Below are 24196 nucleotides of genomic sequence, written 5' to 3' on the forward strand. Positions count from 1 at the left end.
CGGGCCTCCCGTCTGTCTGCGGTCGCGTCGGCGAACGCTACTTCGACTCGTAGAGTCGGCTGCTCTCGTCGTGCCACTCGATGGCGGTCGCCGCGAGCTTGTCCTTGAACTCGGCGCCGTGGTGGGCGCAGAAGTACAGTTCGCCGCTGGCCATGGTGGCGCGGATGTAAGCCTGTGCCCCGCAGCTGTCGCAGCGGTCGGCAGCCGTGAGCTGGTGGCTGCTGACTTCGTCGATGGAGAGGTCCTGCACGGTCTGGGTCATTGCTGTGCTCCTCACGGATTGCAGGTGGTGCGGGTTGGTTGGACCATTTCAACACGTGATGCCTGGGAGTGGCGCATTGTGGTGCCCCGTTTCGCTCAGCGCGGATCGGCTGTCCCCAGTGCGAGTGTCCCCGCGCTGGGTGTCGGTGCTGCTCGGTAAACTCGCCCGGTGAGCTCCGACTACTCCGCACGCCATCTCTCCGTCCTCGAGGGGCTCGAGGCGGTCCGGAAGCGTCCCGGCATGTACATCGGGTCGACCGACTCCCGCGGGCTCATGCACTGCCTGTGGGAGATCATCGACAACTCGGTCGACGAAGCCCTCGCCGGACACGGTGACGAGATCGGTGTCGTGCTGCACCCGGACGGCTCGGTCGAGGTCCGCGACACCGCGCGCGGCATCCCGGTGGACGTCGAGCCGAAGACCGGTCTGACCGGGGTCGAGGTCGTGTTCACGAAGCTGCACGCCGGGGGCAAGTTCGGGTCCGGTTCGTACGCGGCGTCGGGTGGTCTGCACGGCGTCGGCGCCTCGGTGGTGAACGCGCTGTCCGAGCGCCTCGACGTCGAGGTCGACCGCGGCGGCAAGACCTACGCCATGTCGTTCCACCGCGGCGAGCCCGGCACGTTCGACGACTCGGCGGGTGTCGGGCCGGACGCGCCCTTCTCGCCCTTCACCTCGGGCAGCGAGCTGCGCGTGGTCGGCAAGGTCAAGAAGGGCATCACGGGCTCACGGATCCGGTACTGGGCCGACCGGCAGATCTTCACGTCTGACGCGCGGTTCAGCACCGACGACCTGGTGACGCGCGCCCGGCAGACGGCGTTCCTCGTGCCGGGGCTCGGCATCACCATCACGGATGCGCGCCCGGCGTCGATCGAGGCAGCGGCCACCCGCGCCGAGGCGACCGGCACACAGGTCGCGGCGGGTCCGGTGGTCGAGCGCTTCCGGTACGAGGGCGGCATCGGCGAGTTCGTCGAGCACCTCGCCGTGGACGGCCCGCTCACCGACGTCTGGCGCATCCAGGGCACCGGGACCTTCACCGAGACCGTGCCGATGCTCGACGACAAGGGCCACATGGTCTCCACGTCGGTCGAGCGCTCCTGCGAGGTCGACCTCGCCCTGCGGTGGGGCAGCGGGTACGAGACCGTGTTCCGCAGCTTCGTCAACATTATCGCGACGCCGAAGGGCGGCACGCACCAGGCCGGCTTCGAGTCTGGTGTGGTGAAGGCCGTCCGCGCCCAGGTCGAGGCGAACGCCCGCAAGCTCAAGGTCGGCCAGGACAAGCTCGACAAGGACGACGTGCTGGCCGGGATGACCGCCGTGCTGACCGTCCGGCTGCCCGAACCGCAGTTCGAGGGGCAGACGAAGGAGATCCTCGGCACCCCGGCAGTCCGCAAGATCGTCGACCAGGTCGTGTCGAAGCGCATGACCGAGATCCTCACCTCGACGCAGCGGACCGAGAAGGCGCAGTCGGCCGCCCTGCTCGAGAAGGTCGTGTCCGAGATGAAGACCCGCATCTCGGCTCGGGCGCACAAGGAGACGCAGCGCCGGAAGAACGCGCTCGAGAACTCCTCGCTGCCGACGAAGCTCGCGGACTGCCGCTCGCAGGAGACCGAGGGCACCGAGCTGTTCATCGTGGAGGGCGACTCGGCCCTGGGCACGGCGAAGCTCGCCCGCAACAGCGAGTACCAGGCGCTGCTGCCGATCCGCGGCAAGATCCTCAACGTGCAGAAGGCGTCCGTGTCGGACATGCTCTCGAACGTCGAGTGCGCGTCGATCATCCAGGTCATCGGCGCCGGCTCCGGCCGCACGTTCGACATCGACCAGGCCCGCTACGGCAAGATCATCATCATGTCCGACGCCGACGTGGACGGCGCCCACATCCGCACGCTGCTGCTCACGTTGTTCTTCCGGTACATGCGTCCGATGATCGAGCAGGGCCGGGTCTTCGCCGCCGTGCCGCCGTTGCACCGGGTGGTCGTCGTGAACCGTGGCAAGCCGAACGACACGCTGTACACGTACTCCGAGCAGGAGCTGCAGACCGTGCTGAAGAAGCTCGAGCGGACGGGCAAGAAGTACCAGGAGCCGATCCAGCGCTACAAGGGCCTGGGCGAGATGGACGCCGACCAGCTGGCGGAGACCACGATGGACCGCGCGCACCGCACCCTGCGCCGGGTGAACGTGACCGATGCCGAGAGTGCCGCGAAGGTGTTCGAGCTGCTCATGGGCAACGACGTCGCGCCGCGCAAGGAGTTCATCCTGGCCGGCGAGGGTCTGGACCGCGACCGCATCGACGCCTAGCCCGCGCGAACTTTCGCGCTGAGCGACAGCCCACGCGGCCGCGAGCCCGTGAGGTGTCGCTCAGCGCGAAACGGCGCCGCGACCGCCGCGACGCCGCAGCCGCGACCGACGCCGCAGCCGCCGACACCGCGCCCGCCGCCGCCTACGCCTCGGCGGCGGTGCCGTCGAGTGTCGCGGCGCTGCCGCCGATCGAACCGATGACGGCCTCGAGCGGCGCTCCCGACCCGTCGCGCTTCGACAACCAGTCGGGCAGGGTCCGTGCGGCCCCGTCGGTGCCGACGGCGTGCGGCGGCGCGATGCCGGCCCACGCCACGGTCAGACCGTCCTCGCCCTTCAGGAAGGCGTGGGCCCGGACACCCTGGGTGGCACGGCCCTTCGCGGGGAACTCCGACAGTGCAGAGACCTTCGCCCGGCCGGCGTCGGTGCCCGGCAGCGCGGTCGAGGTGGTGGACACCGTGGCGACCACGGCGTCGTCGGAGCGGGCGACGGAGCCGAACCAGATGACCGACGCGCCGGACGCCACGGCGACCCCGGCGACGCCACCGGCGGGGAGCCCCTGCGCGCGGACGGCGGACGCGGGGAACCGCAGCAGCTGCGCGTTCGAGGTGATGAACACCAGGTCGTCGGACTCCGGCGCCTGGGCAGCGCCGACGACGTGGTCGCCGGGCTTCAGCCCGATGGCCACGAACTCCGGCTTGTCGGGCCACGCGCCCGGCACGACGCGCTTCACGACACCCTGCGCGGTGCCGATCGCCAGCGAGTCGTCGGACGCGCCGGACAGGTCGACGAGGGCCACGACCGTCTCGCCCTTGGTGAGCGCGAGGAAGTCGGTGACCCGGACGCCGGCGTCGAGTCGGACCGCTGCGGGCGGCACGGCGGGCACGTCGACGGGGGAGAGCCGCAGCACCCGGCCGGTCGACGTCAGCGCGCCGATCTGCCCGCGCACGGTGCTCACCACGGCGGAGCGGACGGCATCGTGCTTCGAGCGCTTCGGCACCCGCACGATGCCGAGCTCCGAGGTCGGGATGTCGACGCGGATGAGCCGCCCGGTGGTCGAGAGCAGCACGCGGCAGGGGGAGTCGGCGATCTGCAGGGACTCCGGGTCGACGGCGGCCTTGCGACCGCCCTTCACCGGGGCGTCGGCCTCGGTGAGCAGCGTGCGGCGCGGGGTCGCGAACCGGTCCGACACCTCGGTGAGCTCGAGCGCGACCTGCGCGCGGAGCCGCTCGTCGGACGCCAGCAGCTCTTCGAGAGCGGCGATGTCGGCGAGCAGCTGGTCACGCTCGGCCTCGAGCTCCATGCGCGAGAACTTCGTGAGGCGGCGCAGGCGCAGCTCGAGGATGTACTCGGCCTGCACCTCGGACAGGTCGAAGACGTCGCGCAGGCGGTTGCGGGCCGCCTCGGAGTCGTCCGAGGTGCGGATGACCTGGATGACCTCGTCGATGTCGAGGATCGCGATGAGCAGCCCCTCGACCAGGTGCAGCCGCTCCTTGCGGCGTGCCAGCCGGTACTGCGACCGGCGGGTGACCACGTCGAGCCGGTGCTGCACGTAGACGTCGAGCAGTTCGCGCAGCCCGAGCGTGCGCGGCGACCCGCCCACGAGCGCGACGTTGTTGATGCCGAAGCCATCCTCGAGCGGGGTGTGCTTGTAGAGCTGCTCGAGCACGGCCGTGGGGTTGAAGCCGCTCTTGATGCCGATGACGAGCCGCAGCCCGTGGTTGCGGTCGGTCAGGTCGTTGACGTCGGAGATGCCGACGAGCTTCTTGCTCTGGACACCGTCCTTGATCTTCTCGATCACGCGCTCGGGACCGACCAGGTAGGGCAGCTCGGTGACGACGAGGCCGACCTTGCGCGGCGTGAGGTTCTCGACGCTGACCTTCGCGCGGGTGCGGAACGAGCCGCGGCCGGTGGCGTAGGCGTCGCGGACGCCCGAGAGCCCGACGATGGTGCCGCCGGACGGCAGGTCCGGACCCGGCACGAACTCCATGAGCTCTTCGAGGCTGGCCTGCGGGTGCAGGAGCAGGTGCTTCGCCGCCTCGACGACCTCGCCCAGGTTGTGCGGCGCCATGTTCGTCGCCATGCCGACCGCGATGCCCGAGGCGCCGTTGACGAGCAGGTTCGGGAACGCCGCCGGCAGCACGCCGGGCTGCATGATCTGGTTGTCGTAGTTCGGGACGAAGTCGACGACGTCCTCGTTCAGGCCCTCGGTCATCGCCATCGACGGTTCGGCGAGCCGGGCCTCGGTGTACCGGGCGGCCGCGGGGCCGTCGTCGAGCGACCCGAAGTTGCCGTGGCCGTCGACGAGCGGCACACGCATCGTGAACGGCTGGGCCATGCGCACCAGGGCGTCGTAGATCGCGCCGTCGCCGTGCGGGTGCAGCTTGCCCATCACCTCGCCGGTGACGCGGGCGCTCTTCACGTGCCCGCGATCCGGCCGGAGCCCCATCTCCGCCATCTGGTACAGGATGCGACGCTGGACCGGCTTCAGGCCGTCGCGGGCGTCGGGCAGCGCCCGCGAGTAGATGACGGAGTACGCGTACTCGAGGAAGGAGCCCTGCATCTCCTCGGAGACGTCGACGTCCTCGATGCGCTCACCGTCGGGCAGGCCGACTGCGTCCGTGCGTGCCATGGCACCTTTCTGGGAGAATCGGTGGAATGGGAACCAGCGTACCGACGGCCCCCGACGCCGCCGCGAACCTCGCCGACGTCTTCCCGAGTTGCCTCGTGGCACTCGGCGCCGCGGACGGCGCGTGGGTCCGGGACAACGGCCTGGAGGCCCGGATCGCCCTCCGGCCCGCCCGTTCCGCGATCGTCGTGCTGGTCGACGGCCTCGGCTCGGTCGCGCTGTCGGCGCGCGCGGGGCACGCCCGCTGGCTCGTCGCCGCGAAGGGCACCGGCACCGCCAAGAAGCTCCGGAGCGGGTTCCCGACGACGACCGCGGCCGCGCTGAGCACCCTGACGACCGGACGTCCGCCCGGCACGCACGGTGTCGTCGGCTACAGCGGCTGGAACCCGGACACCGGGGCCGTCATGAACCTGCTCGGCGGCTGGGACACCGAGGTCCCGTCGGACTGGTTCCTGGCCGAGACGCTGTTCACCCGCGCGGCGGAGCTCGGTCTCGACCCCGTCGTCGTGGGGCCCGACCGCTACCGCACGTCCGGCATGACCGCGAACGTGCTCGGGGGCGCACGGTACGTGTCGGCCGACTCGATCCCCGACCGCATCGACGCCGCGCTGACCGCGACGGCCACCGGTCGCGCCCTCGTGTACCTGTACGTCCCGGAGCTCGACTCCATCGGGCACAAGCACGGCTGGCAGTCCGACCGGTGGACGGCGGCGCTCGAGCTGCTCGACGGCGAGCTCGCACGGCTCGACGCCCGATCGGCTTCGGACGTCGGGCTGCTCGTGACGGCGGACCACGGCGTGCTCGACGTGCCCGAGCACGCGAACATCGCCATCGACCCGATCCTGCTGACCGACGTCGTCGGCGTCGCGGGCGATCCACGGTGCCGGCAGCTGACCGTCGCGCCCGGCACCGACGTGCGCGGCCTCGTCGGTGCCTTCCGTGCCCGCTACGGCAAGAAGGCGTACGTCGCGAGCCGCGACGAGGCGATCGAGGCCGGCTGGTTCGGGCACGTCGACCCCGCGGTGGTCCCGCGCATCGGCGACGTCGTCGTGGTGGCGCGGGGTTCGTGGGCGTTCAACGACGACCGCGACGTGCGCGAGGGTGACGTGCCGCGGCGCATGGTCGGCCAGCACGGAGCCCTGTCGGACGAGGAGACCATGGTGCCGCTCCGACTCGCGGGCGCGTTCGCACAGTAGGTCCGACGCCGGACCTCCGTGCGGCCGTGGAGTGCTGCCGGCTCAGGCGGGGTCGTCGTCCGGGCGGGTGCCGAAGACGATCTCGTCCCAGCTCGGCATCGACCGGCGGCTGCGCTTCTTGCGCTCCGACCGGCTCTCCGGCTCCGGCGCGGACGCCGGGCGGGTGTCGGCCGACTGCGGCGCGGTGTCGCCGTCGGTCTCGTGCTCGAAGCCCTGCAGCGGCACGTCGACGACGCTGATCGAGGTCCCGCGGGCGGGTTCGTCGCGCTGTTCGCCGAAGGACGCGGCCTCGCGCTCCCCGCGGCGACGACGGAGCGCCTCGAGCAGGTCGGCGGTCTCGTTGCCCGGCGCACGCTCCTCGACCGCGGCCTGGCCGATGCGGGGCAGCGGGGCACGGAGGGGTGCACGGTCGGCGGGCTCGGCCTCGGCGGCCGGCTGTTCCGGCTCGTCGACGCGGAAGGCGCCGGAGTCGAAGCGCGTGCCGTCGTCGTCCTGCTGCTCGTACTCGACCGCACGCAGGCGCGGCGCGATGCCCTCGTCGTCGGTGTGCGACAGCCGGTGGGCGTCCCCGTTGTCCGGGACGAGCGTCGACGTCTTCGGGTCGAAGCGCCACTGGGCGTCGTGCTCGACCTCGGCGGCGGTGTAGCGGACGCGCACCTGCCAGCCGCTCTCCGGGTGCTTCCAGGAGCCCCAGGTGATCGCGGTGGCCTCGCCGGCCTCGAGCTTCGCGGTGATCGCGGGGCCGAAGGTGTCGGGCGACTCCTCGTCGACCGGCGTGACCGGGACGCGGTGCGAGGCGTCGAGGATGAACGCGCGCTCCGCCAGGACCGGGCCCTCGAAGCGGCGGACGTACTCGACGTCGACGTCCAGGGCGGACGCGACGTCCGCGGCGTCGGCTCCGCCGCGGATGCGCGCCTGCACGTCCTTGGGGGAGACACGCTTCTGCGGTCCGGCGTCCGGGTTCGCCTGGCGCACCTGTCCGGCCAGCGACGACGTGACGGGCAACCGGAACTCGGTGCCGCCGTCGGTCGCCAGGAGGAGTGCGCCGGCCTCGACTCCGATGACTCTCACGTCTTGCATGGTTCCGCCTTCCCAGCGACGCGTGCGGTCGTGCGTCGTACCCCGGAAGTATGCAGCGGTCGTGCACGGAACCCGGGGAGGCGCACGGCGTGCCGCGGACTCGTCACGGGCCGGTCCGGCACCGGCGTCGACTCCGCCGGTGACGGGCAACGGGTGTCGGGAATGTCCGGACGCTCCGCCGGGTTGCAGCGCCATGACGACCCGCCGCAGCGCTCGGTTTGCACTCCGGCGGGACGTGGTGCAAACTGTCGCCGCCGATCACCCGGCGACGACCTCTCGATACGAGAAATGGATGGGCATGGCCACCGATTACGACGCCCCCCGGAAGACCGACGACAACTCCGACTCGGAGTCGATCGAGGCCCTCAAGGAGCGCGTTCCCGACAAGATGTCGGGGGTCGTCGACGATGATTCCGACAACCCCGGCAGCTTCGAACTCGCCGGGCAGGACCTCAGCGACGTCGACCTCGACGTCGTCGTGCTGCCCCCGCAGGTCGACGAGTTCACCTGCGTCGAGTGCTTCCTGGTGAAGCACCGCTCCCAGCTCGACCACGAGTCGAAGCTCGGCCCCGTCTGCATGGAGTGCGCGGCACTCTGACCCACTGACCACGAACGGCCCGTCACCCCTCGCGGGTGGCGGGCCGTTCGCCGTGGCACGCGACGTGCGCACGTGTCGGACGGGAGGCCCGTGGCGGCGCCGCCCCGGGCCTCCCGTCCGGTGGTTCCCGCGTCAGGAACGCAACGCCGCGACGACCGCTTCCGGGTGCCGCGTGCTGACCAGCCAGTAGGGGGTCGGGTCGGCCTCGTCGCGGACCTCGACCTTCACGACCCCGCGCACGTACCCGCGGAACAGGGTCCACGCCCGCGCGTCGAGCGCCGGGCCGCGCTGCTCGGTGGCAGCGGCGCCGTCGAACGCCTCGGCCGTGCCGACCAGTGCGCGGGGGAGCCGTGCCCGGCCCGCGCGGAACTCGGAGTCGGTGACCTCGATCGTCGGGGCGAGCACCCAGAGCAGCACGAGCACGCCGATCTCCATGCCGGCGGCCACGAGGACGCCGGCCAGGACGCTGATCGGCAGGAAGACGAGCAGGGAGGCGGGGATCACGAGGGCCGTCGCCAGGTACAGGGCCGGCGGCGCCCAGAGTCGTTCGCGGTACGGGGTCACGGGGTCCATTCGATCACGGACGAACGAGGTCACGGAACGGTCACGGTCTGCACTACCCTCGACACGTGACCGAACCAGTCGACGTCCTCTGGACCGGGGAGCACGCTCCCGGCCACGCCCACCCCGGCGACGCCGGAGCCGACCTCGTCTCCACCGAGGCCTTCGTGCTGCAGCCGGGCGAGCGACGCCTGGCGGGCACCGGACTGCGGATCGCGCTGCCCGAGGGGTACGCAGCGTTCGTGGTCCCCCGCAGCGGTCTGGCGGCGAAGCACGGCATCACCATCGTGAACGCGCCGGGGACGATCGACGCCGGGTACCGCGGCGAGGTCAAGGTCGCACTGCTCAACACCGACCGGACCGAGCCCTACGAGGTGCACGTCGGCGACCGCATCGCCCAGATGATCGTGATGCCGGTGCCGCGCGTGACGTACACCCGTGTCGAGGACCTGCCCGAGAGCGTCCGCGGACAGGGTGGATTCGGTTCGTCGGGCTACGGTGACCGGAGCGGCGCCGTGACCGGCGCCGCCGACGACGTTCAGGAAGGAACGCGCGCATGAAGTTCGGCCGACGCAAGCGTGACGAGGTCGAGGTGGCGGACGCCGTCGCCGACGAGGTCGAGGTGGCGGAGACGTCGCCCGAGGTCGACATCGCGACGGACGCCGACGCCGACCTCGACGAGGTGGACGCGGTCGCCCCGACGGGCAAGTCCGCCCCCGAGGACCGCGCCGAGAACGGCCCGCACGACGAGACCGAGGCGAACCTGGTGCGCCCCTACGTCGACCTGGGGGGCGTGAAGGTGCTCCCGCGCGAGGGGCTGCACCTGCGGCTCGAGGTCGAGGAGGGCTCGCAGCGCGTCGTCGCGGTCGGGCTCGACTACGACGACTCCACCCTGCAGGTCCAGCCCTTCGCCGCACCGCGGTCGACGGGACTGTGGCACGAGATCCGCGCGCAGATCGCCGAGCAGATCGAGCGCCAGGGCGGCGTCGTGACCGAGGTCGACGGCCCGTTCGGCCCCGAGCTGCGGGCCTCGGTGCCCGTCGCCGTCGACGGTGACGGGGGAGCGGCCGGCTCGCGCCCCGCTCGGTTCGTGGGTGTCGACGGTCCGCGCTGGTTCCTGCGCGGCGTGATCGCCGGCAAGGCCGCCGAGCAGCCCGACGACGCGGCCGACATCGAGGAGCTCTTCCGCAGCGTGGTCGTCGTGCGCGGCACGACGCCGATGCCGCCGCGCGACCTCATCCCGCTGCACATGCCGAAGTCGACGCAGTCGGCCGTCTGACGACCACCCCACGCCCGACCTGACCCCGCCTGGAGGCACGGTGCCGGACCACGACGACACCACACGACCCGCAGACGGGCCGGCCCCGACGTTCAGCGCGCAGTTCCGTGACGCGGTCCGCAACGCGGGCATCGCCCGGGTCGCCCCCGGCGAGGCGCCGTCCGGCCGGGCGCTGCTCGGCGCCGTCGGTGGCGTGCGCGGGCTCGCCGAGTCGGTGCTGCCCGGCTTCGCGTTCCTGATCGTCTACGCGATCACCAAGGAGCTCGTGCCGAGCGTCGTCATCCCGGTGGCCGTCGGCCTGGTGTTCGTGGTGCTGCGGCTGCTGCAGCGGCAGTCGATCACGATGTCGTTCGCCGGCATCCTCGGCGTGGCCGTCTCGGCGGGACTCGCGCTCATCACGGGCCGGGCGGAGAGCAACTTCATCCCCGGGATCGTGATCAACTCGGTGTGGCTCGTCGGGCTGCTCGTCACGCTGGCGATCCGGTGGCCGCTCATCGGACTCGTCGTCGGGTTCCTGCTGCCGGCCGACGAGGACGGCTCCCACGTGCACTGGCGTGCCGACCCGGTGCAGCGCCGCGTGCTCACCGTCGCGACCTGGATCTGGGTCGGGCTGTTCGCCCTGCGGCTCGCGGTCGAGGTGCCGCTGTACCTGACGGCGCAGGTCGAACTGCTCGCCGCGGTCAAGCTCGTGCTCGGGGTCCCGCTGTACGCCGCCGTGCTCTGGGTCACCTGGCTGCTGGTCCGCTCCGTGTTCGTGCGACGGGACGACGCCCCCGCGGTGTAGCGTTGTCTCGACATCGAGACAGTTTTCCCGAGGGCGCGCTCGCGCTCCCGGGATTAGGTTTGCCTTGCTGGTGGGACGGTCCACGGCCCGCGAGGATGAGGGCAAACCGATCAGTAGGGAGGCGGCACGGTGGCTGCAGTCAATAGCTTCGGCTCGAAGGACACACTGTCGGTTGGGGGTGTCGACTACGCGATCCACCGGATCGACACGGTTCCCGGTCACGAGAAGTTGCCGTACAGCCTGAAGGTGCTGCTCGAGAACCTCCTCCGCACCGAGGACGGCAAGAACGTGACCGAGGCGCAGATCCGCGCCCTCGGCTCCTGGCAGCCCCAGGCCGACCCGGACACCGAGATCCAGTTCTCGCCGGCCCGCGTGGTCATGCAGGACTTCACCGGTGTGCCGTGCATCGTCGACCTCGCCACCATGCGCGAGGCGATGGCCGAGATCGGTGGCGACCCGAACAAGATCAACCCGCTGTCGCCGGCCGAGATGGTCATCGACCACTCCGTCATCGCCGACCTGTTCGGCAGCACCGACGCCCTGCAGCGCAACACCGACCTGGAGTACGAGCGGAACGGGGAGCGCTACCAGTTCCTGCGCTGGGGCCAGACCGCGTTCGAGGACTTCAAGGTCGTCCCGCCGGGCACCGGCATCGTGCACCAGGTGAACATCGAGTACCTGGCGAAGGTCACCTACACGCGCGACTCCGACGGCGAGACCTACGCGTACCCGGACACCCTGGTCGGCACCGACTCGCACACCACCATGGTGAACGGCCTCGGCGTGCTCGGCTGGGGCGTCGGCGGCATCGAGGCCGAGGCCGCGATGCTCGGCCAGCCCGTCTCGATGCTCATCCCCAAGGTCGTCGGCTTCAAGCTCTCGGGCGAGATCCCCGCGGGCGTCACGGCGACCGACGTGGTGCTCACCATCACGCAGGAGCTCCGCAAGCACGGCGTCGTCGGCAAGTTCGTCGAGTTCTACGGCGAGGGCGTCAGCGCCGTCCCGCTCGCGAACCGCGCGACCATCGGCAACATGTCGCCGGAGTTCGGCTCCACCGCCGCGATCTTCCCGGTGGACGACGTCACGCTCGACTACCTGCGGCTGACCGGTCGCGACGAGGCACAGATCGCCCTGGTCGAGGCCTACTCGAAGGCCCAGGGCCTGTGGCACGACGCCTCCGTCGAGCCGAACTACTCCGAGTACATGGAGCTCGACCTGTCGACGGTCGTGCCGTCGATCTCCGGCCCGAAGCGGCCGCAGGACCGCATCGAGCTGTCGAAGGCCAAGGACCAGTTCGAGGTCGACCTCGCCAACTACGCGAGCATCGACCACAGCGAGGCGGACAAGGCCGTCGCCGACACGTTCCCGGCGTCGGACCCGGTGGCCGCTGCCCCCGGTGACGAGCACGCGGTCGACGACCAGCAGGACGCCCCCGCCTCCGAGGTCCCCGTGCACGCGTCCAGCGCGCCCGGCACGGTCTCGAAGCCGACCTCGGTCGCCGTGGCGGACGGTGCCCCGTTCACCATCGACCACGGTGCCGTCGCGATCGCCGCGATCACGTCCTGCACGAACACGTCGAACCCCTCGGTGATGATGGCCGCCGGCATCCTCGCGCGGAACGCCGCCGAGAAGGGCCTCACCGCGAAGCCCTGGGTCAAGACCACCCTGGCCCCCGGGTCGAAGGTCGTCACCGACTACTACGAGAAGGCCGGTCTCACCACCTACCTCGAGCAGCTCGGCTTCTACACGGTCGGCTACGGCTGCACCACCTGCATCGGCAACTCGGGCCCGCTGCCCGAGGAGATCTCGCAGGCCGTGCAGGACAACGACCTCGCCGTCACCGCGGTGCTCTCCGGCAACCGCAACTTCGAGGGGCGCATCAACCCCGACGTCAAGATGAACTACCTGGCGTCGCCGCCGCTGGTCATCGCGTACGCCCTGGCCGGGTCGATGCACTTCGACTTCGACAAGGACGCCCTCGGTCAGGACCAGGACGGCAACGACGTCTACCTGACCGACATCTGGCCCGACGCGGCCGAGGTGCAGCAGGTCATCGACGAGTCGATCGACACCGAGATGTTCACCCACGAGTACGGTTCCGTGTTCGAGGGCGACGACCGCTGGAAGAACCTGCCGACCCCGACGGGCGACACGTTCGAGTGGGACCAGGAGTCGACCTACGTGCGGAAGCCCCCGTACTTCGAGGGCATGACGATGCAGCCCGACGCGGTGTCGGACATCTCCGGCGCCCGGGTGCTCGCGAAGCTCGGCGACTCGGTCACGACCGACCACATCTCGCCGGCCGGCTCGATCAAGGCCGACAGCCCGGCGGGCAAGTACCTCGCCGAGCACGGCGTCGACCGCAAGGACTTCAACTCCTACGGCTCGCGTCGCGGCAACCACGAGGTCATGATCCGCGGCACGTTCGCGAACATCCGCCTGCGCAACCAGCTGCTGGACGGCGTGGAGGGCGGCTACACCCGCGACTTCACGACGCCCGACGGTGCGCAGTCGTTCATCTACGACGCCTCCCAGCACTACCAGGAGCAGGGCATCCCGCTCGTCATCTTCGGTGGCAAGGAGTACGGCTCCGGATCGTCCCGTGACTGGGCGGCCAAGGGCACGAACCTGCTCGGCGTCCGCGCCGTCATCACCGAGAGCTTCGAGCGGATCCACCGCTCGAACCTCATCGGCATGGGCGTCGTCCCGCTGCAGTTCCCGGCGGGCGAGACCGTCGAGTCCCTCGGGCTCGACGGCACCGAGGTCGTCTCGATCTCCGGCCTGACCGAGCTGAACGAGGGTCGCACCCCGAAGACCGTGCACGTCACCGCGACGCCGAGCGAGCACTCGCCCGCCGGCAAGCAGACGGTCGAGTTCGACGCGGTCGTCCGCATCGACACCCCCGGTGAGGCCGACTACTACCGCAACGGCGGCATCCTGCAGTACGTGCTCCGTTCGCTCGTCTGAACGACGTGAGCACGGTTCGCTGACGCGACCGCACGACGGACTGGAGGCCCGTGGCGAACCCGCCACGGGCCTCCAGTCCGTCTGCCGCTCGCGCGCATAGAGTGGGCCGACAGCCCCACGAAAGGAGCGCCCGTGAGCCTGCTCGCCAGCATCACGTCGCCGCGCGACCTGAAGCGTCTCTCCGATGCGCAGATGACCGACCTCGCCGCCGAGATCCGCCGGTTCCTGGTGGCCGAGGTGGCGAAGACCGGTGGGCACCTCGGGCCGAACCTGGGCGTCGTCGAGCTGACGCTCGCGATGCACCGCGTGTTCGACTCGCCGAACGACCCCTTCGTGTTCGACACGGGGCACCAGTCGTACGTGCACAAGCTCGTGACCGGGCGCCAGGACTTCTCGAAGCTGCGCGAGCGGGGCGGCATCGCCGGCTACCCGCAGCGCGGGGAGTCCGAGCACGACATCGTCGAGTCCTCGCACGCGTCGTCGTCGCTGTCGTGGGCGGACGGCATCTCCCGCGCGTTCGGGCAGACCGGGCAGACCGACCGGACCGTCGTCGCGGTCGTCGGGGACGGCGCGCTCACCGGCGGGATGACGTGGGAGGCGCTCAACAACATCTCCGACGACAACGACCGGCGGCTCGTCATCGTCGTCAACGACAACGGCCGCTCCTACGCGCCGACCATCGGGGGCATGGCCCGGTTCCTCAGCTCCGTCCGCACGCGTCGCGAGTACCGGGCGCTGTACGAGGGGACGCAGGCCATGGCCGCCCGCTTCGGCGGACCCGGGCGAGCGGTCTACCGGGGGCTGCGCGGTGGTCTGCACGGCTTCCTGTCGCGCGTGACGAACAACGAGGCGCTGTACTCGAACCTCGACATCAAGTACATCGGCCCGGTGAACGGGCACGACCAGCGGGCGATGGAGGCGGCGCTGCGGCAGGCGAAGGCCTACGGCGCACCGACCATCGTGCACGCGATCACCGAGAAGGGCCACGGGTTCGAGCCGGCGCTGCGCGACCAGGCCGACCAGTTCCACGCCGTCGGGCACATCGACCCGGAGACGGGGGAGTCGCTCGACACCGCCTCCGGGCCGTCCTGGACCTCGGTGTTCGCGACCGAGCTCGCCGCCGTCGGTGACGAGGACGAGCGCATCGTCGCCATCACCGCCGCCATGCTCCGCCCGACCGGGCTGCACCTGTTCCAGCAGCAGCACCCCGACCGCGTCTACGACGTCGGGATCGCGGAACAGCACGCCGTCACCACAGCGGCCGGGCTGGCGTACGGGGGACTGCACCCGGTCGTGGCGCTGTACGCGACGTTCCTGAACCGGGCGTTCGACCAGGTGCTCATGGACGTTGCGCTGCACCGGGCCGGGGTGACGTTCGTGCTCGACCGTGCCGGCATCACCGGTCCGGACGGCCCCTCGCACCACGGCATGTGGGACCTGGCGTTGCTGCAGGTCGTGCCGGGCATCCGGATCGCGGCGCCGCGTGACGCCACGACCCTGCGCGAGGAGTTCCGCGAGGCGGTCGCCGTCGACGACGCCCCCACGGTGCTGCGGTGGTCGAAGGGCCAGGTCGGTCCGGACATCCCCGCGCTGCGGCGGCTGGACGACGGCGTGGACGTGCTGCGCGACGCGCCGGAGTCGTCGCCCGACGTGCTGTTCGTGGCCGTCGGCGCGATGGTGCCGACCGCGCTCGAGGCCGCGGCGTTGCTCGAGGCGCAGGGCATCGGCGTCACGGTCGTGGATCCCCGCTGGGTGGTGCCGATCCCGGTGTCGCTCATCGAGCTGTCGCGGACGCACCGGCTCGTGATCACCATCGAGGACGGCGTGCGGGTCGGCGGCGTCGGGACGCGCCTCCGCCAGGACCTGCGAGCGGCCGGTGTCGACACCGGGGTGAACGAGCTCGGGCTGCCCGACGCGTTCATCGACCACGCGACCCGGTCGCAGATCCTCGCCGACGCGGGGCTCACGGCGCAGGCGATCGCCCGTGACGTGATCGACCAGGTCGTCGGGACGAAGCTGCCGCAGGCGAAGCCCGCGCGCTCCCGCGAGTCCGCCGCGTCCGACCGCTAGGCGCGGCGCGGCCGGTGCGCCGAGGCTCCGCGCGGCGCTCGCGCGGCGTACGCGAGGTTCGCGCCCCGCTGCGGTCGTTGTGCCCCGGTGAGTCGGGGCGCAACGGCCGTGCGGGGGCGCGACGCTGTGCGGCCGCGGTTCGGGATCGTCTGGCACCACCGAAGTCACCCCGAACCACGAGATTCCGTGGTTCGGGGTGACTCCGGTCGTGCGACGGCGCGGGACCGCTAGCGGGAGGCAGGGCCGACGATCGGCGGCTGGTGGAACGTGCCGCCGAAGACCCGCTCGGACGCACCGGAGCGGTCGAGGTACGGGCTGATCCCACCGGCCTGGAACGGGTAGCCGGCGCCGAGGATGAGACCGAGGTCGATCTCCTCGACGTGCTGCACGACGCCGTCCTCGAGCATGCGGTGCACCTCGTCGGCCAGGGCGTCCTCGAACCGGTGCTGCATCGTCGTGGCGTCGACTGGTTCGGCTTCCTTCTTCGACGGAGCGACGAGCTTGACGGCGGCGGGGTCGTACCCGGTCGCGTTGCCCTTCTTGTCGCGGGTCAGGATCGTCCCGTGCTCGGCGATCTTCTTCAGCCCGTCACCGGGGTAGAAGCGCTCGGGCCACGCGGCGTGGTGCGAGTCGAGCACGTGTGCGCCGACGGGCAGACCGACGAGTTCGAGCAGCTCGAACGGCGACATCGGCAGGCCGAGGGGCGCGGCACCCTGGGCGACGGTGTCGAACGAGGTGCCCTGCTCGACACCTCGCATCGCCTCGCCGAGCACCCGTGCGAGCACGCGGTTCACGACGAAGCCGGGCTGGTCCGCGGTGATGATCGCGGTCTTCTTGAGCGTCTTCGCCACGGCGAGGGCTGTGACGAGGGCCTCGTCGGAGGTCTTCGCGGCACGCACCACCTCGAGCAGCGGCATGACGGCCACCGGGTTGAAGAAGTGGAACCCGACCAGGCGCTCCGGGTTGGTCAGCACCGACGCCATCTCGTCGACGGACAGCGACGACGTGTTCGTGGCGAGGATGGCGTCCGGGGCGATGACCTGTTCGATCTTCCGGAAGACCTCCTGCTTGACCGTCATCTCCTCGAAGACGGCCTCGATCACCCAGTCGGCGTCGGCGAAGGCGTCGTACGACACCGACCCGGAGACGAGCCCGTTGATGCGGTTCGCGTCGTCCGGTGAGATGCGGCCCTTCTCGAGCAGCTTCGCGACCTCGCCGGCGATGCGGGCGACCCCCGCGTCGACCCGTTCCTGCGACACGTCGGTGATGACGACGGGGACACCGAGGCGACGGGCGAAGAGCAGCGCGAACTGCGACGCCATCAGCCCGGCGCCGAGGACGCCCACCTTCGTGATCTTCTTCGGCTCGACGCCCTCGGGAGCGCCGACGGGCTTCTTCGCGCGCTTCTGCACGAGGTCGAACGCGTACATCGACGCGGCGAACTGGTCGCCCGAGATGAGGTCGGCGAGGGCCTCGTCCTCGTCGGCGAAGCGGTCGTCGAGCGACCCGGACTTCGCCGCGGCGACGAGGTCGAGCGCACGGAACGGCGACTTCGGCACGGTGCCGATCTTCGACGCGACCTGGCCGCGGGCGACCTTGACGACGGTGCCCCACGCGGCCTTCTCGAGCATGCCGGGCTCGTTCTTGCGGACGACCTTGGTCGTGCCGCTGATGACGCCGTCGGCCCACGCGACCGACGACGGCAGGAACGTGACGGACGGGATGAGCGCGTCGCCGATGCCGATCTCCACCGCTGCCGCCCCGTCCATCAGGCGGTTGTTCTTGAGCGGGTTCTCGACGATGACGCGGAGTGCCCGCTCCGGCCCGATCAACCGGGGGAGCAGCGTCGCGCCGCCCCAGCCGGGGATGATGCCGAGGAACACCTCGGGCAGACCGATGCCCTGCGCGGCGGACGAGAAGACCCGGTACGTGCAGTGCAGGGCGATCTCGAGCCCGCCACCGAGCGCCAGGGTGTTCACGAACGCGAAGGACGGCACACCGAGGTCGGCGAACTTCCGGAGTGTCGCGTGCCCGAGCGCGGCGAGCTGGTGGGCGGCCTCACGCGACGGCACGGCGGCCGCCTGGGAGAGGTCGGCGCCGGCGGCGAAGCAGTACTCCTTGCCGGTGATCGCGATGCCCTGGATCGTGCCGGCCGAGGCCTCGGTGCGCAGGGTGTCGAGCACGCCGGACAGCTCGCGCAGGGTGCGCGGACCGAGGGTGTTCGGCCGCTTGTAGTCCTTGCCGTTGTCGAGCGTGATCAGCGCGAGCGTGCCGCCCGAGGGCATCGTGACGTGCTTGACGTACGAGTGCGTGACGACCTCGTCCTCGCTCAGGGCGGTCAGCAGGTCGTTGTCGACGATGGTCATGGTCAGGCCGCCTTCCGTGCCGCGGACTTGCTGAAGTTCGGGTTCTCCCAGATGACGGTGCCGCCCTGGCCGAGCCCGATGCACATCGTGGTGATGCCGTACTTGACGTCCGGACGCTCGGCGAACTGCGCCGCGAGCTGGTTCATCAGCCGGACGCCGCTGGAGGCCAGCGGGTGCCCGACGGCGATCGCGCCGCCCCAGGCGTTGACGTTCGGGGAGTCCTGGTCGATGCCGTAGTTGTCGAGGAACGCGAGCACCTGGACGGCGAACGCCTCGTTGATCTCGAACAGGCCGATGTCGTCGATCGACAGGCCGGCCTTCGACAGGGCCTTGTCGGTGGCGGGGACGGGACCGACGCCCATGACCTCGGGCTCGACGCCGGCGAAGGCGAACGAGACCATGCGCATCTTCGTCGGCAGGCCGTGCTGCTTCGCGCCGTCCTCCGACGCGAGCAGGCTCATGGTGGCGCCGTCGTTCAGGCCCGCGGCGTTGCCGGCGGTGACCCGTCCGTGGGGCCGGAACGGCGTCTTCAACGCGGCCAGGGCCTCCAGGGTGGTGCCCGGACGCGGCGGCTCGTCCGCCGACACGATGTCCCAGCCGTCGCCCTTGTTGACCTCGACCGGGATGACGTCCGGCTGCAGCTTGCCGGCCGCCCAGGCGGCCGCGTAGCGCTGCTGGGACTGCACGGCGAAGGCGTCGGTGCGGTCCTTCGTGATCGCGGGGAAGCGGTCGTGCAGGCGCTCGGCGGTGGCACCCATGACCAGGGCGTCGCTCGAGACCATGCGCTCCGCGACGAAGCGCGGGTTGGGGTCGGCGTTGAAGCCCATCGGGTGTCGGCCCATGTGCTCGACACCGCCGGCGATCGCGACGTCGGCGGCGCCGAACGCGATCGCGCCCGCGAGCGTCGTGACACTGGTCATGGCACCGGCGCACATGCGGTCGATCGCGTAGCCCGGCACCGACTTCGGCAGCCCGGCGAGCATCCCGACGGTGCGGCCGAGGGTCAGCCCCTGGTCACCCTGCTGGGTGGTGGCCGCCACGGCGACGTCGTCCACCGCCGCGCCGTCGAGCTGGGCGTTCCGGTCGAGCAGACCGCGCATCGCGTGCACCGCGAGGTCGTCGGACCGCGTCTTCCAGAACACCCCCTTCTCACCGGCTCGTCCGAACGGTGTCCGCACGCCGTCCACGAACACGACGTCTGATGCCTTTGGCAATCCGGGCCTCCAGATCCTCTTCGATCGGGCCGGAACGCTGGTCGCTCCGGCCAGGCCGGGCAGCGCCCGGCGACCCTCCCGACGCTATGCCCCCAGCCTGGGCGGCCGCATGCCGGTTGGGCAGTTCCTACGACGCCGCGTCGTCCGTCGCGGTGGGCCGCTGTGCAGCAGCGACAAAGGCCGACGCGATGATCGAGGCGAGTTCCTCGACCTGCCAGGGGCGGGCGTCGTGCTCGGCGAGGGCGGCCCCCACGAGCTCGGTCGACGGCGGCGACGGCGGGGCCCAGGACACGAGCCGCAGGGTCTCCGGCGTGAGCAGGTTCTCGAGCGGGATGTCGAGCTCCTCGGCACGCTTCGTCACCGCGGCACGCGCGGCCTTGTAGCGGCGGTCGGCTGCCGGGTTGCGGTCCGCCCAGGCGCGGGGCGGCGGCAGGGTCGGCTCGCCGGCAGCACGCAGCCGGGGCAGGTCCTCGGTGGTCCGGCCCTCGTCGACGGCGGCCCACCAGCGGTCGAGCTCCGAGCGGCTGGCGCGCCCCGTGAACGACTTCAGGGCGCCGAGCGCGGCACGGGACTCGGGGGCGGCTGCCGCGGCGGCGACGATCGCGGCGTCGGGGATCGTGCGGCCCGGCGCGATGTCGGCCTCGCGTGCGTAGGCGTCGCGGGCGAGCCAGAGCGACCGGGCGATCGCCAGGGCCCGGGCACCGCGGAGGGCGTGCATGCCGGACAGCCGACGCCAGGGTTCGGCACGTGGCGGCTTCGGCACGCGGTGCAGGACCGCGTCGAACTCCTCCTGCGCGATCCGGGTCTTGCCGGCAGCCTCGAGCTGCTCGGCGAGGGCGTCGCGCAGGTCGGGCAGCAGCTCGACGTCGAGCGAGGCGTACACGAGCCACGACTGCGGCAGCGGGCGGGTCGACCAGTCGGCGGCCGAGTGCGCCTTGGCGAGCGTGATGCCGAGCAGCTGCTCGACGACGGCACCGAGGCCCACGCGGGGGAACCCGGCGATGCGCGCGCCGAGTTCGGTGTCGAAGATGCGCGTCGGGACGAGGCCGACCTCCTGCAGGCACGGCAGGTCCTGCGAGGCGGCGTGGAAGAGCCACTCCTGGTCGACGATGGCGGCCTGCAGCTCGGAGAAGTCGCCGATCGGGATCGGGTCGAACAGGAACGCTCCGGCTCCGCGGCGGAACACCTGGATGAGGTAGGCGCGCTGCGAGTACCGGTAGCCGCTCGCTCGTTCGGCGTCGACGGCGACCGGGCCGTGGCCGGCGGCGATCGCGGCGACGGCTTCGAGGTACTCCTCGCGCGTGTCGATGACCTTGACGGCCTCGTGCGACGCCTCGAAGGCCGGGCCGGCGGCCGCAGCAGCGGCGGCTGCCGGGTCGGCAGGTGCGGCGGATGCGGCGGGGCCGGCGGGCGCGGCGGCGGCCGCGTCAGGGTCGGCGGGCGCGGCGGCCGCCGGGTCGTCGGGTTCGGTCACTTGGCGAGCCTCCTCGGGGCCAACAGGGTCACGCCGTCCGATGCGGGAGGCAGACCGGCGAGCATGGCGACGATGTCCTGCCATGCTCGGACGTGCGCGGTGAGGTCGTCGCCGCGGGGCGTCCACGATGCGCGGAGCTCCAGCTGTGCGCCGTCGCCCTGTGCGGCGAGGTCGCCGTACCCGCGCGAGATGATCTTGGTGGCCGTGCCCGAGGCGTGGTCGTACGTCGCGCCGTGCGACTCGAGCGCGTCGACGAGCCAGCTCCAGGTCACGTCGGCGACGAACTCGTCGACGCCGATCTCCGGTTCGAGCGGGGCCTGCGCGAACGAGACGACGCGGAACGCGCCGCCCCAGCCCTCGGGTTCTTCGGGGTCGTACAGGGCGATGAAGCGCCCGGTGCCCAGGTCCGACTCGACCCCGTGCGCGGTCCCGGACACGTCCGCCGCCAGGGCGATCGAGAACGGTGCGATGCGGGTCGGCGAGGGGATCTCGGTGATGGTGGTCTCGGCGCGGCCACTGCCGCCGGACACGAACGCGCGGAGCCGCGCGAAGGCGTCGGGCTCTCGGGTTTCGGACACACATGCAGACTAGGCTCCGGCCCATGTCCCGATCCGCGCGACCCGCCGAGGACGTCGTCCAGGAGACCGCTCGATCGGCCGGGTTCATCGCGCTCGGCGCCGGTCTTGCCGCCGCCGCGGTGGGGACGGCCGTCATCGGAGGCTTCGTCGCCGCCGTCGCCCGTGCCGTCGTCACCCCCGACCGCAAGCGGAACGAGCGCGTCCCGATCCACGCCGTCGACACGGGCAGCAAGACCGTCACGATCGAGCGCACCGCGGACACCGAGCTGCAGGGTCGCTACTCGCTCTGGTTCGGCGGCGGCACCGGCCACATGCGCGTCGGTGAGGTGCTCGGCACGACCGAGACCACCGTCACGCGCCGCATCATCGCGATCGACGCCGGAGACGCGACGGCCGCCCGCCGCGGTCGCTGGGGCGGCTGGTTCTACCTGACCCCCGGCGAGCTCGACGTGCCCGTCGAGGACGTCGACATCCCGACCCCGAACGGCCCCGCCCCGGCGTGGGTCGTCCGCGCCGACGACCCGGCAGCGCCGTGGGCCGTCCTGGTGCACGGCCGTGGCGTCACCCGCGCCGAGACGATCCGCGCCGTGCCCGTGTTCCGCGCGGCCGGCTACTCGGTCGTCCTCGCCTCGTGGCGGAACGACGGTGTCGCCCCGCCGAGCGTCGACGGCCGCTACGGCCTCGGCAGCACCGAGTGGGAGGACATCGACTCCGTCCTCCGCTGGCTCACCGCGCAGGAGGCCCAGAGCGTCGTGCTCATGGGCTGGTCGATGGGCGGCGCCGTCGTGCTGCAGACCCTGCTCCGCTCACGCTTCGCCGGCCTGGTCGACGGCATCGTGCTCGAGTCCCCGGTGGTCGACTGGCACGCCGTGCTGAAGTCGCAGAGCCAGCTGCTCCGCCTGCCCCGTCCGGTCCGCAAGGTCGCGCAGCGCCTGCTCCGCACGCCCGTGCTGCACCGGCTCGCCGGACTGCAGCGGCCCGTCGACCTGCGGGAGCTCGACATGGTCACCCGCGCCGACGAGCTCACCGTGCCGATCCTGCTGCTGCACAGCGACGACGACGGGTTCGTGCCGTCCTCGGCCTCGCACGACCTGGCCCGCGCCCGACCCGATCTGGTGCGGCTCGAGATCCAGACGACTGCGCGGCACACCAAGCTGTGGAACCACGACGCCGACTGGTTCGACGCCCGGATCCTCGCGTGGCTGACCGAGGTGGTCCAGCGGCGCGGGGCGGCCAGCGCGCGGTAGACGCGACCGAAGGACGGACGGGAGGCGCGGTGCCGGCTGGCACCGCGCCTCCCGTCCGTCGTTGCGTCGGTTCGGTCGCTCGGTGAGCAGGAATGGTCGGGTCGCGATCACGCACCCGACCATTCCTGCTCACGAAGCGCGAGTGCGTCTACGCGACCGCCGCCTGCACCTGCCGCTGCACGCGGCCGAGCATGCCCACCATCCCGCGGATCCGCAGCGGGCTGACCGCCTCGGACAGCCCGATCGTCAACGGGTAGTCCATGGGCACGGCGAGCACCTCCGACACGGTCAGCCCGGACAGACCCTGCGCCAGGATCGAGGCGAAGCCGCGTGTGGTCGGCGCCTCGCGCGGAGCCGTGGCGTGCATCCGGACGACGTCGGCCGCGTCGCCGTCCTCGCCGACCGTCACGGTGATGAAGACGGGGGACTGGCACTCCTCGACGCGTTCGAGCTCGTCCTCGTGCCCCTGCAGCCGCTCGGGCAGCGCGGGCAGCTCGTTCGAGAACTCGAGCAGGAGCTGCAGGCGGTCCTTCTGCCCGAGGGCGAGGAAGTCGTCGCGGATCTCGGCGAGGGTGTCCGGCAGTGGTGCGTCGGCGGTGCCGGTGCTGGCGTCGGTGGTGGCGCTCATCGGCTCGCGACCGTTCCGGGCTCGGTGCCGACGGCGATCGGGACGCGCACGGCACTGCCCCACTCGGTCCACGAGCCGTCGTAGTTGCGCACGCTGTCGTACCCGAGCAGGTACTGCAGCACGAACCAGGTGTGGCTCGACCGCTCCCCGATGCGGCAGTAGGCGATGACCTCGTCGGCGTCACCGATGCCGGCGCCGTCGCGGTACACGGCGTCGAGTTCCTCGCGGGACTTGAACGTGCCGTCGGCAGCGGCGGCGGTCGCCCAGGGGATGTTCACGGCGGTGGGCACGTGGCCGGCCCGCAGGGCGCCCTCTTCCGGGTAGTCGGGTGCCGTGGTGCGCTCACCGCTGTACTCGGGTGCACTGCGGACGTCGATGAGCGGCTTGCCGAGGTGCGCGAGCACGTCCTCCTTGAAGGCGCGGACGGGCTCGTCCTGGCGCTCGACCACGGGGTAGTCGACGGGGGTCACGGCGGTCGCGTCGGTGGTCAGGGCGCGGTCCTCGGCGATCCACTTCGCACGACCGCCGTCGAGCAGGCGGACGTCCTGGTGGCCGAACAGGGTGAAGACCCAGAGGGCGTACGCGGCCCACCAGTTGTTCTTGTCGCCGTAGATCACGACCGTGGTGTCGCGACCGATGCCCTTGCCGCCGAGGAGCTCGGCGAACGCGGCACCGTCGATGTAGTCGCGCTGCACGGGGTCGTTGAGGTCGGTGTGCCAGTCGATCTTCACCGCGCCGGGGACGTGCCCGGTCTCGTAGAGCAGGACGTCCTCGTCGGACTCGACCACGACGAGGTCGGGTGCACCGGTGCCGGCGTCCAGTTGCGCCTGCAGCCACTCGGTGGAGACGAGGCGCTCGGGGTGCGCGTACGCGGCGAACTTCTCGGACGGGTCGACCGGTGCGGTCATCGGGGTACCTCCAGGTGATGCGGGGGAGCGCGGTGCAGGCACCGGACTAGGATCGGGCGTCGG

Annotated in this window: 19 protein-coding genes; 9 read left to right on the forward strand and 10 right to left on the reverse strand. The window is 71.5% G+C overall.

The window, feature by feature from the left end:
• Positions 1-37: 37 nt before the first annotated feature.
• Positions 38-262, reverse strand: coding sequence for a DUF7455 domain-containing protein (locus I8920_RS07235; protein ID WP_070418799.1), 225 nt, complete (start codon positions 260-262; stop codon positions 38-40).
• Between the two features lie 168 nt (positions 263-430).
• Here I8920_RS07235 and I8920_RS07240 point away from each other — a divergent pair, with 168 nt between their 5' ends.
• Positions 431-2557 (forward strand): DNA gyrase/topoisomerase IV subunit B, encoded by a 2127-nt coding sequence (locus I8920_RS07240; protein ID WP_198658448.1) that lies wholly within the window; start codon positions 431-433, stop codon positions 2555-2557.
• A gap of 142 nt (positions 2558-2699) precedes the next feature.
• On the opposite strand, the gene I8920_RS07245 is transcribed toward I8920_RS07240, so the two are convergent.
• Positions 2700-5186 (reverse strand): DNA gyrase/topoisomerase IV subunit A, encoded by a 2487-nt coding sequence (locus tag I8920_RS07245; protein WP_198658449.1) that lies wholly within the window; start codon positions 5184-5186, stop codon positions 2700-2702.
• A 26-nt stretch (positions 5187-5212) separates the two neighbouring features.
• Here I8920_RS07245 and I8920_RS07250 point away from each other — a divergent pair, with 26 nt between their 5' ends.
• Positions 5213-6379: an alkaline phosphatase family protein gene (locus tag I8920_RS07250; protein ID WP_198658450.1), complete on the forward strand. Its 1167-nt coding sequence runs from the start codon at positions 5213-5215 to the stop codon at positions 6377-6379.
• Positions 6380-6421: 42 nt separating this feature from the next.
• Here I8920_RS07250 and sepH read toward each other — a convergent pair whose 3' ends face one another.
• Positions 6422-7450 (reverse strand): septation protein SepH, encoded by a 1029-nt coding sequence (gene sepH, locus I8920_RS07255; RefSeq protein WP_198658451.1) that lies wholly within the window; start codon positions 7448-7450, stop codon positions 6422-6424.
• Between the two features lie 307 nt (positions 7451-7757).
• Between sepH and I8920_RS07260 the strand changes: the two genes are divergently transcribed.
• Positions 7758-8057, forward strand: coding sequence for a DUF4193 domain-containing protein (locus I8920_RS07260; protein WP_198658452.1), 300 nt, complete (start codon positions 7758-7760; stop codon positions 8055-8057).
• A 132-nt stretch (positions 8058-8189) separates the two neighbouring features.
• Here the strand turns inward: I8920_RS07260 and I8920_RS07265 are convergent, their stop codons facing one another.
• Positions 8190-8630 (reverse strand): DUF3093 domain-containing protein, encoded by a 441-nt coding sequence (locus I8920_RS07265; RefSeq protein ID WP_225558357.1) that lies wholly within the window; start codon positions 8628-8630, stop codon positions 8190-8192.
• Positions 8631-8686: 56 nt separating this feature from the next.
• Between I8920_RS07265 and dut the strand changes: the two genes are divergently transcribed.
• The 5 genes from dut to dxs all read left to right on the forward strand — a co-directional run bounded on the left by dut (position 8687) and on the right by dxs (position 15718).
• Entirely contained in the window at positions 8687-9178 is a 492-nt protein-coding gene (gene dut / locus I8920_RS07270; RefSeq protein WP_198658454.1) for a dUTP diphosphatase, read from the forward strand.
• Positions 9175-9897 (forward strand): DUF3710 domain-containing protein, encoded by a 723-nt coding sequence (locus tag I8920_RS07275; protein ID WP_225558358.1) that lies wholly within the window; start codon positions 9175-9177, stop codon positions 9895-9897. Before dut ends, I8920_RS07275 begins: the two co-directional genes overlap by 4 nt.
• Before the next feature lie 40 nt (positions 9898-9937).
• Positions 9938-10681, forward strand: coding sequence for a DUF3159 domain-containing protein (locus I8920_RS07280; protein ID WP_225558359.1), 744 nt, complete (start codon positions 9938-9940; stop codon positions 10679-10681).
• Between the two features lie 129 nt (positions 10682-10810).
• Positions 10811-13648, forward strand: a complete 2838-nt coding sequence (locus I8920_RS07285; RefSeq protein WP_198658455.1) for an aconitate hydratase — start codon at positions 10811-10813, stop codon at positions 13646-13648.
• Between the two features lie 132 nt (positions 13649-13780).
• Positions 13781-15718, forward strand: coding sequence for a 1-deoxy-D-xylulose-5-phosphate synthase (gene dxs, locus I8920_RS07290; RefSeq protein ID WP_198658456.1), 1938 nt, complete (start codon positions 13781-13783; stop codon positions 15716-15718).
• Between the two features lie 227 nt (positions 15719-15945).
• Here dxs and I8920_RS07295 read toward each other — a convergent pair whose 3' ends face one another.
• The 4 genes from I8920_RS07295 to I8920_RS07310 all read right to left on the reverse strand — a co-directional run bounded on the left by I8920_RS07295 (position 15946) and on the right by I8920_RS07310 (position 21350).
• Positions 15946-18084, reverse strand: a complete 2139-nt coding sequence (locus tag I8920_RS07295; RefSeq protein ID WP_198658457.1) for a 3-hydroxyacyl-CoA dehydrogenase NAD-binding domain-containing protein — start codon at positions 18082-18084, stop codon at positions 15946-15948.
• Between the two features lie 2 nt (positions 18085-18086).
• Entirely contained in the window at positions 18087-19298 is a 1212-nt protein-coding gene (locus tag I8920_RS07300; protein WP_198658458.1) for a thiolase family protein, read from the reverse strand.
• A 127-nt stretch (positions 19299-19425) separates the two neighbouring features.
• Positions 19426-20772: an HRDC domain-containing protein gene (locus I8920_RS07305; RefSeq protein ID WP_232832852.1), complete on the reverse strand. Its 1347-nt coding sequence runs from the start codon at positions 20770-20772 to the stop codon at positions 19426-19428.
• Positions 20769-21350 carry a DUF3000 domain-containing protein gene (locus I8920_RS07310; protein WP_198658459.1) on the reverse strand — a complete coding sequence of 194 codons (582 nt, stop codon included), beginning with the start codon at positions 21348-21350 and terminating at the stop codon, positions 20769-20771. The genes I8920_RS07305 and I8920_RS07310 overlap by 4 nt, the downstream gene beginning before the upstream one ends.
• A 23-nt stretch (positions 21351-21373) precedes the next feature.
• Between I8920_RS07310 and I8920_RS07315 the strand changes: the two genes are divergently transcribed.
• Positions 21374-22597 carry an alpha/beta hydrolase family protein gene (locus tag I8920_RS07315; RefSeq protein WP_198658460.1) on the forward strand — a complete coding sequence of 408 codons (1224 nt, stop codon included), beginning with the start codon at positions 21374-21376 and terminating at the stop codon, positions 22595-22597.
• Positions 22598-22745: 148 nt separating this feature from the next.
• On the opposite strand, the gene I8920_RS07320 is transcribed toward I8920_RS07315, so the two are convergent.
• Both I8920_RS07320 and I8920_RS07325 read right to left on the reverse strand, forming a co-directional pair.
• Positions 22746-23225, reverse strand: a complete 480-nt coding sequence (locus I8920_RS07320) for a SufE family protein (RefSeq protein ID WP_198658461.1) — start codon at positions 23223-23225, stop codon at positions 22746-22748.
• The gene (locus I8920_RS07325) at positions 23222-24133 is read right to left on the reverse strand and encodes a sulfurtransferase (protein ID WP_198658462.1); all 912 of its coding nucleotides are present in this window, start codon (positions 24131-24133) and stop codon (positions 23222-23224) included. The genes I8920_RS07320 and I8920_RS07325 overlap by 4 nt, the downstream gene beginning before the upstream one ends.
• Between the last annotated feature and the right edge of the window lie 63 nt (positions 24134-24196).

The organism is Curtobacterium sp. YC1 (assembly GCF_016267665.1).
Classification (GTDB): domain Bacteria; phylum Actinomycetota; class Actinomycetes; order Actinomycetales; family Microbacteriaceae; genus Curtobacterium.

Excerpts from the sequence above, each read along its gene's own strand:
- I8920_RS07235 (WP_070418799.1), bottom strand. The coding sequence starts at position 262 with ATGACCCAGACCGTGCAGGACCTCTCCATCGACGAAGTCAGCAGCCAC.
- I8920_RS07245 (WP_198658449.1), bottom strand. The coding sequence starts at position 5,186 with ATGGCACGCACGGACGCAGTCGGCCTGCCCGACGGTGAGCGCATCGAG.
- I8920_RS07250 (WP_198658450.1), top strand. The coding sequence starts at position 5,213 with ATGGGAACCAGCGTACCGACGGCCCCCGACGCCGCCGCGAACCTCGCC.
- I8920_RS07260 (WP_198658452.1), top strand. The coding sequence starts at position 7,758 with ATGGCCACCGATTACGACGCCCCCCGGAAGACCGACGACAACTCCGAC.
- I8920_RS07265 (WP_225558357.1), bottom strand. The coding sequence starts at position 8,630 with ATGGACCCCGTGACCCCGTACCGCGAACGACTCTGGGCGCCGCCGGCC.
- I8920_RS07275 (WP_225558358.1), top strand. The coding sequence starts at position 9,175 with ATGAAGTTCGGCCGACGCAAGCGTGACGAGGTCGAGGTGGCGGACGCC.
- I8920_RS07295 (WP_198658457.1), bottom strand. The coding sequence starts at position 18,084 with ATGACCATCGTCGACAACGACCTGCTGACCGCCCTGAGCGAGGACGAG.
- I8920_RS07315 (WP_198658460.1), top strand. The coding sequence starts at position 21,374 with ATGTCCCGATCCGCGCGACCCGCCGAGGACGTCGTCCAGGAGACCGCT.
- I8920_RS07320 (WP_198658461.1), bottom strand. The coding sequence starts at position 23,225 with ATGAGCGCCACCACCGACGCCAGCACCGGCACCGCCGACGCACCACTG.
- I8920_RS07325 (WP_198658462.1), bottom strand. The coding sequence starts at position 24,133 with ATGACCGCACCGGTCGACCCGTCCGAGAAGTTCGCCGCGTACGCGCAC.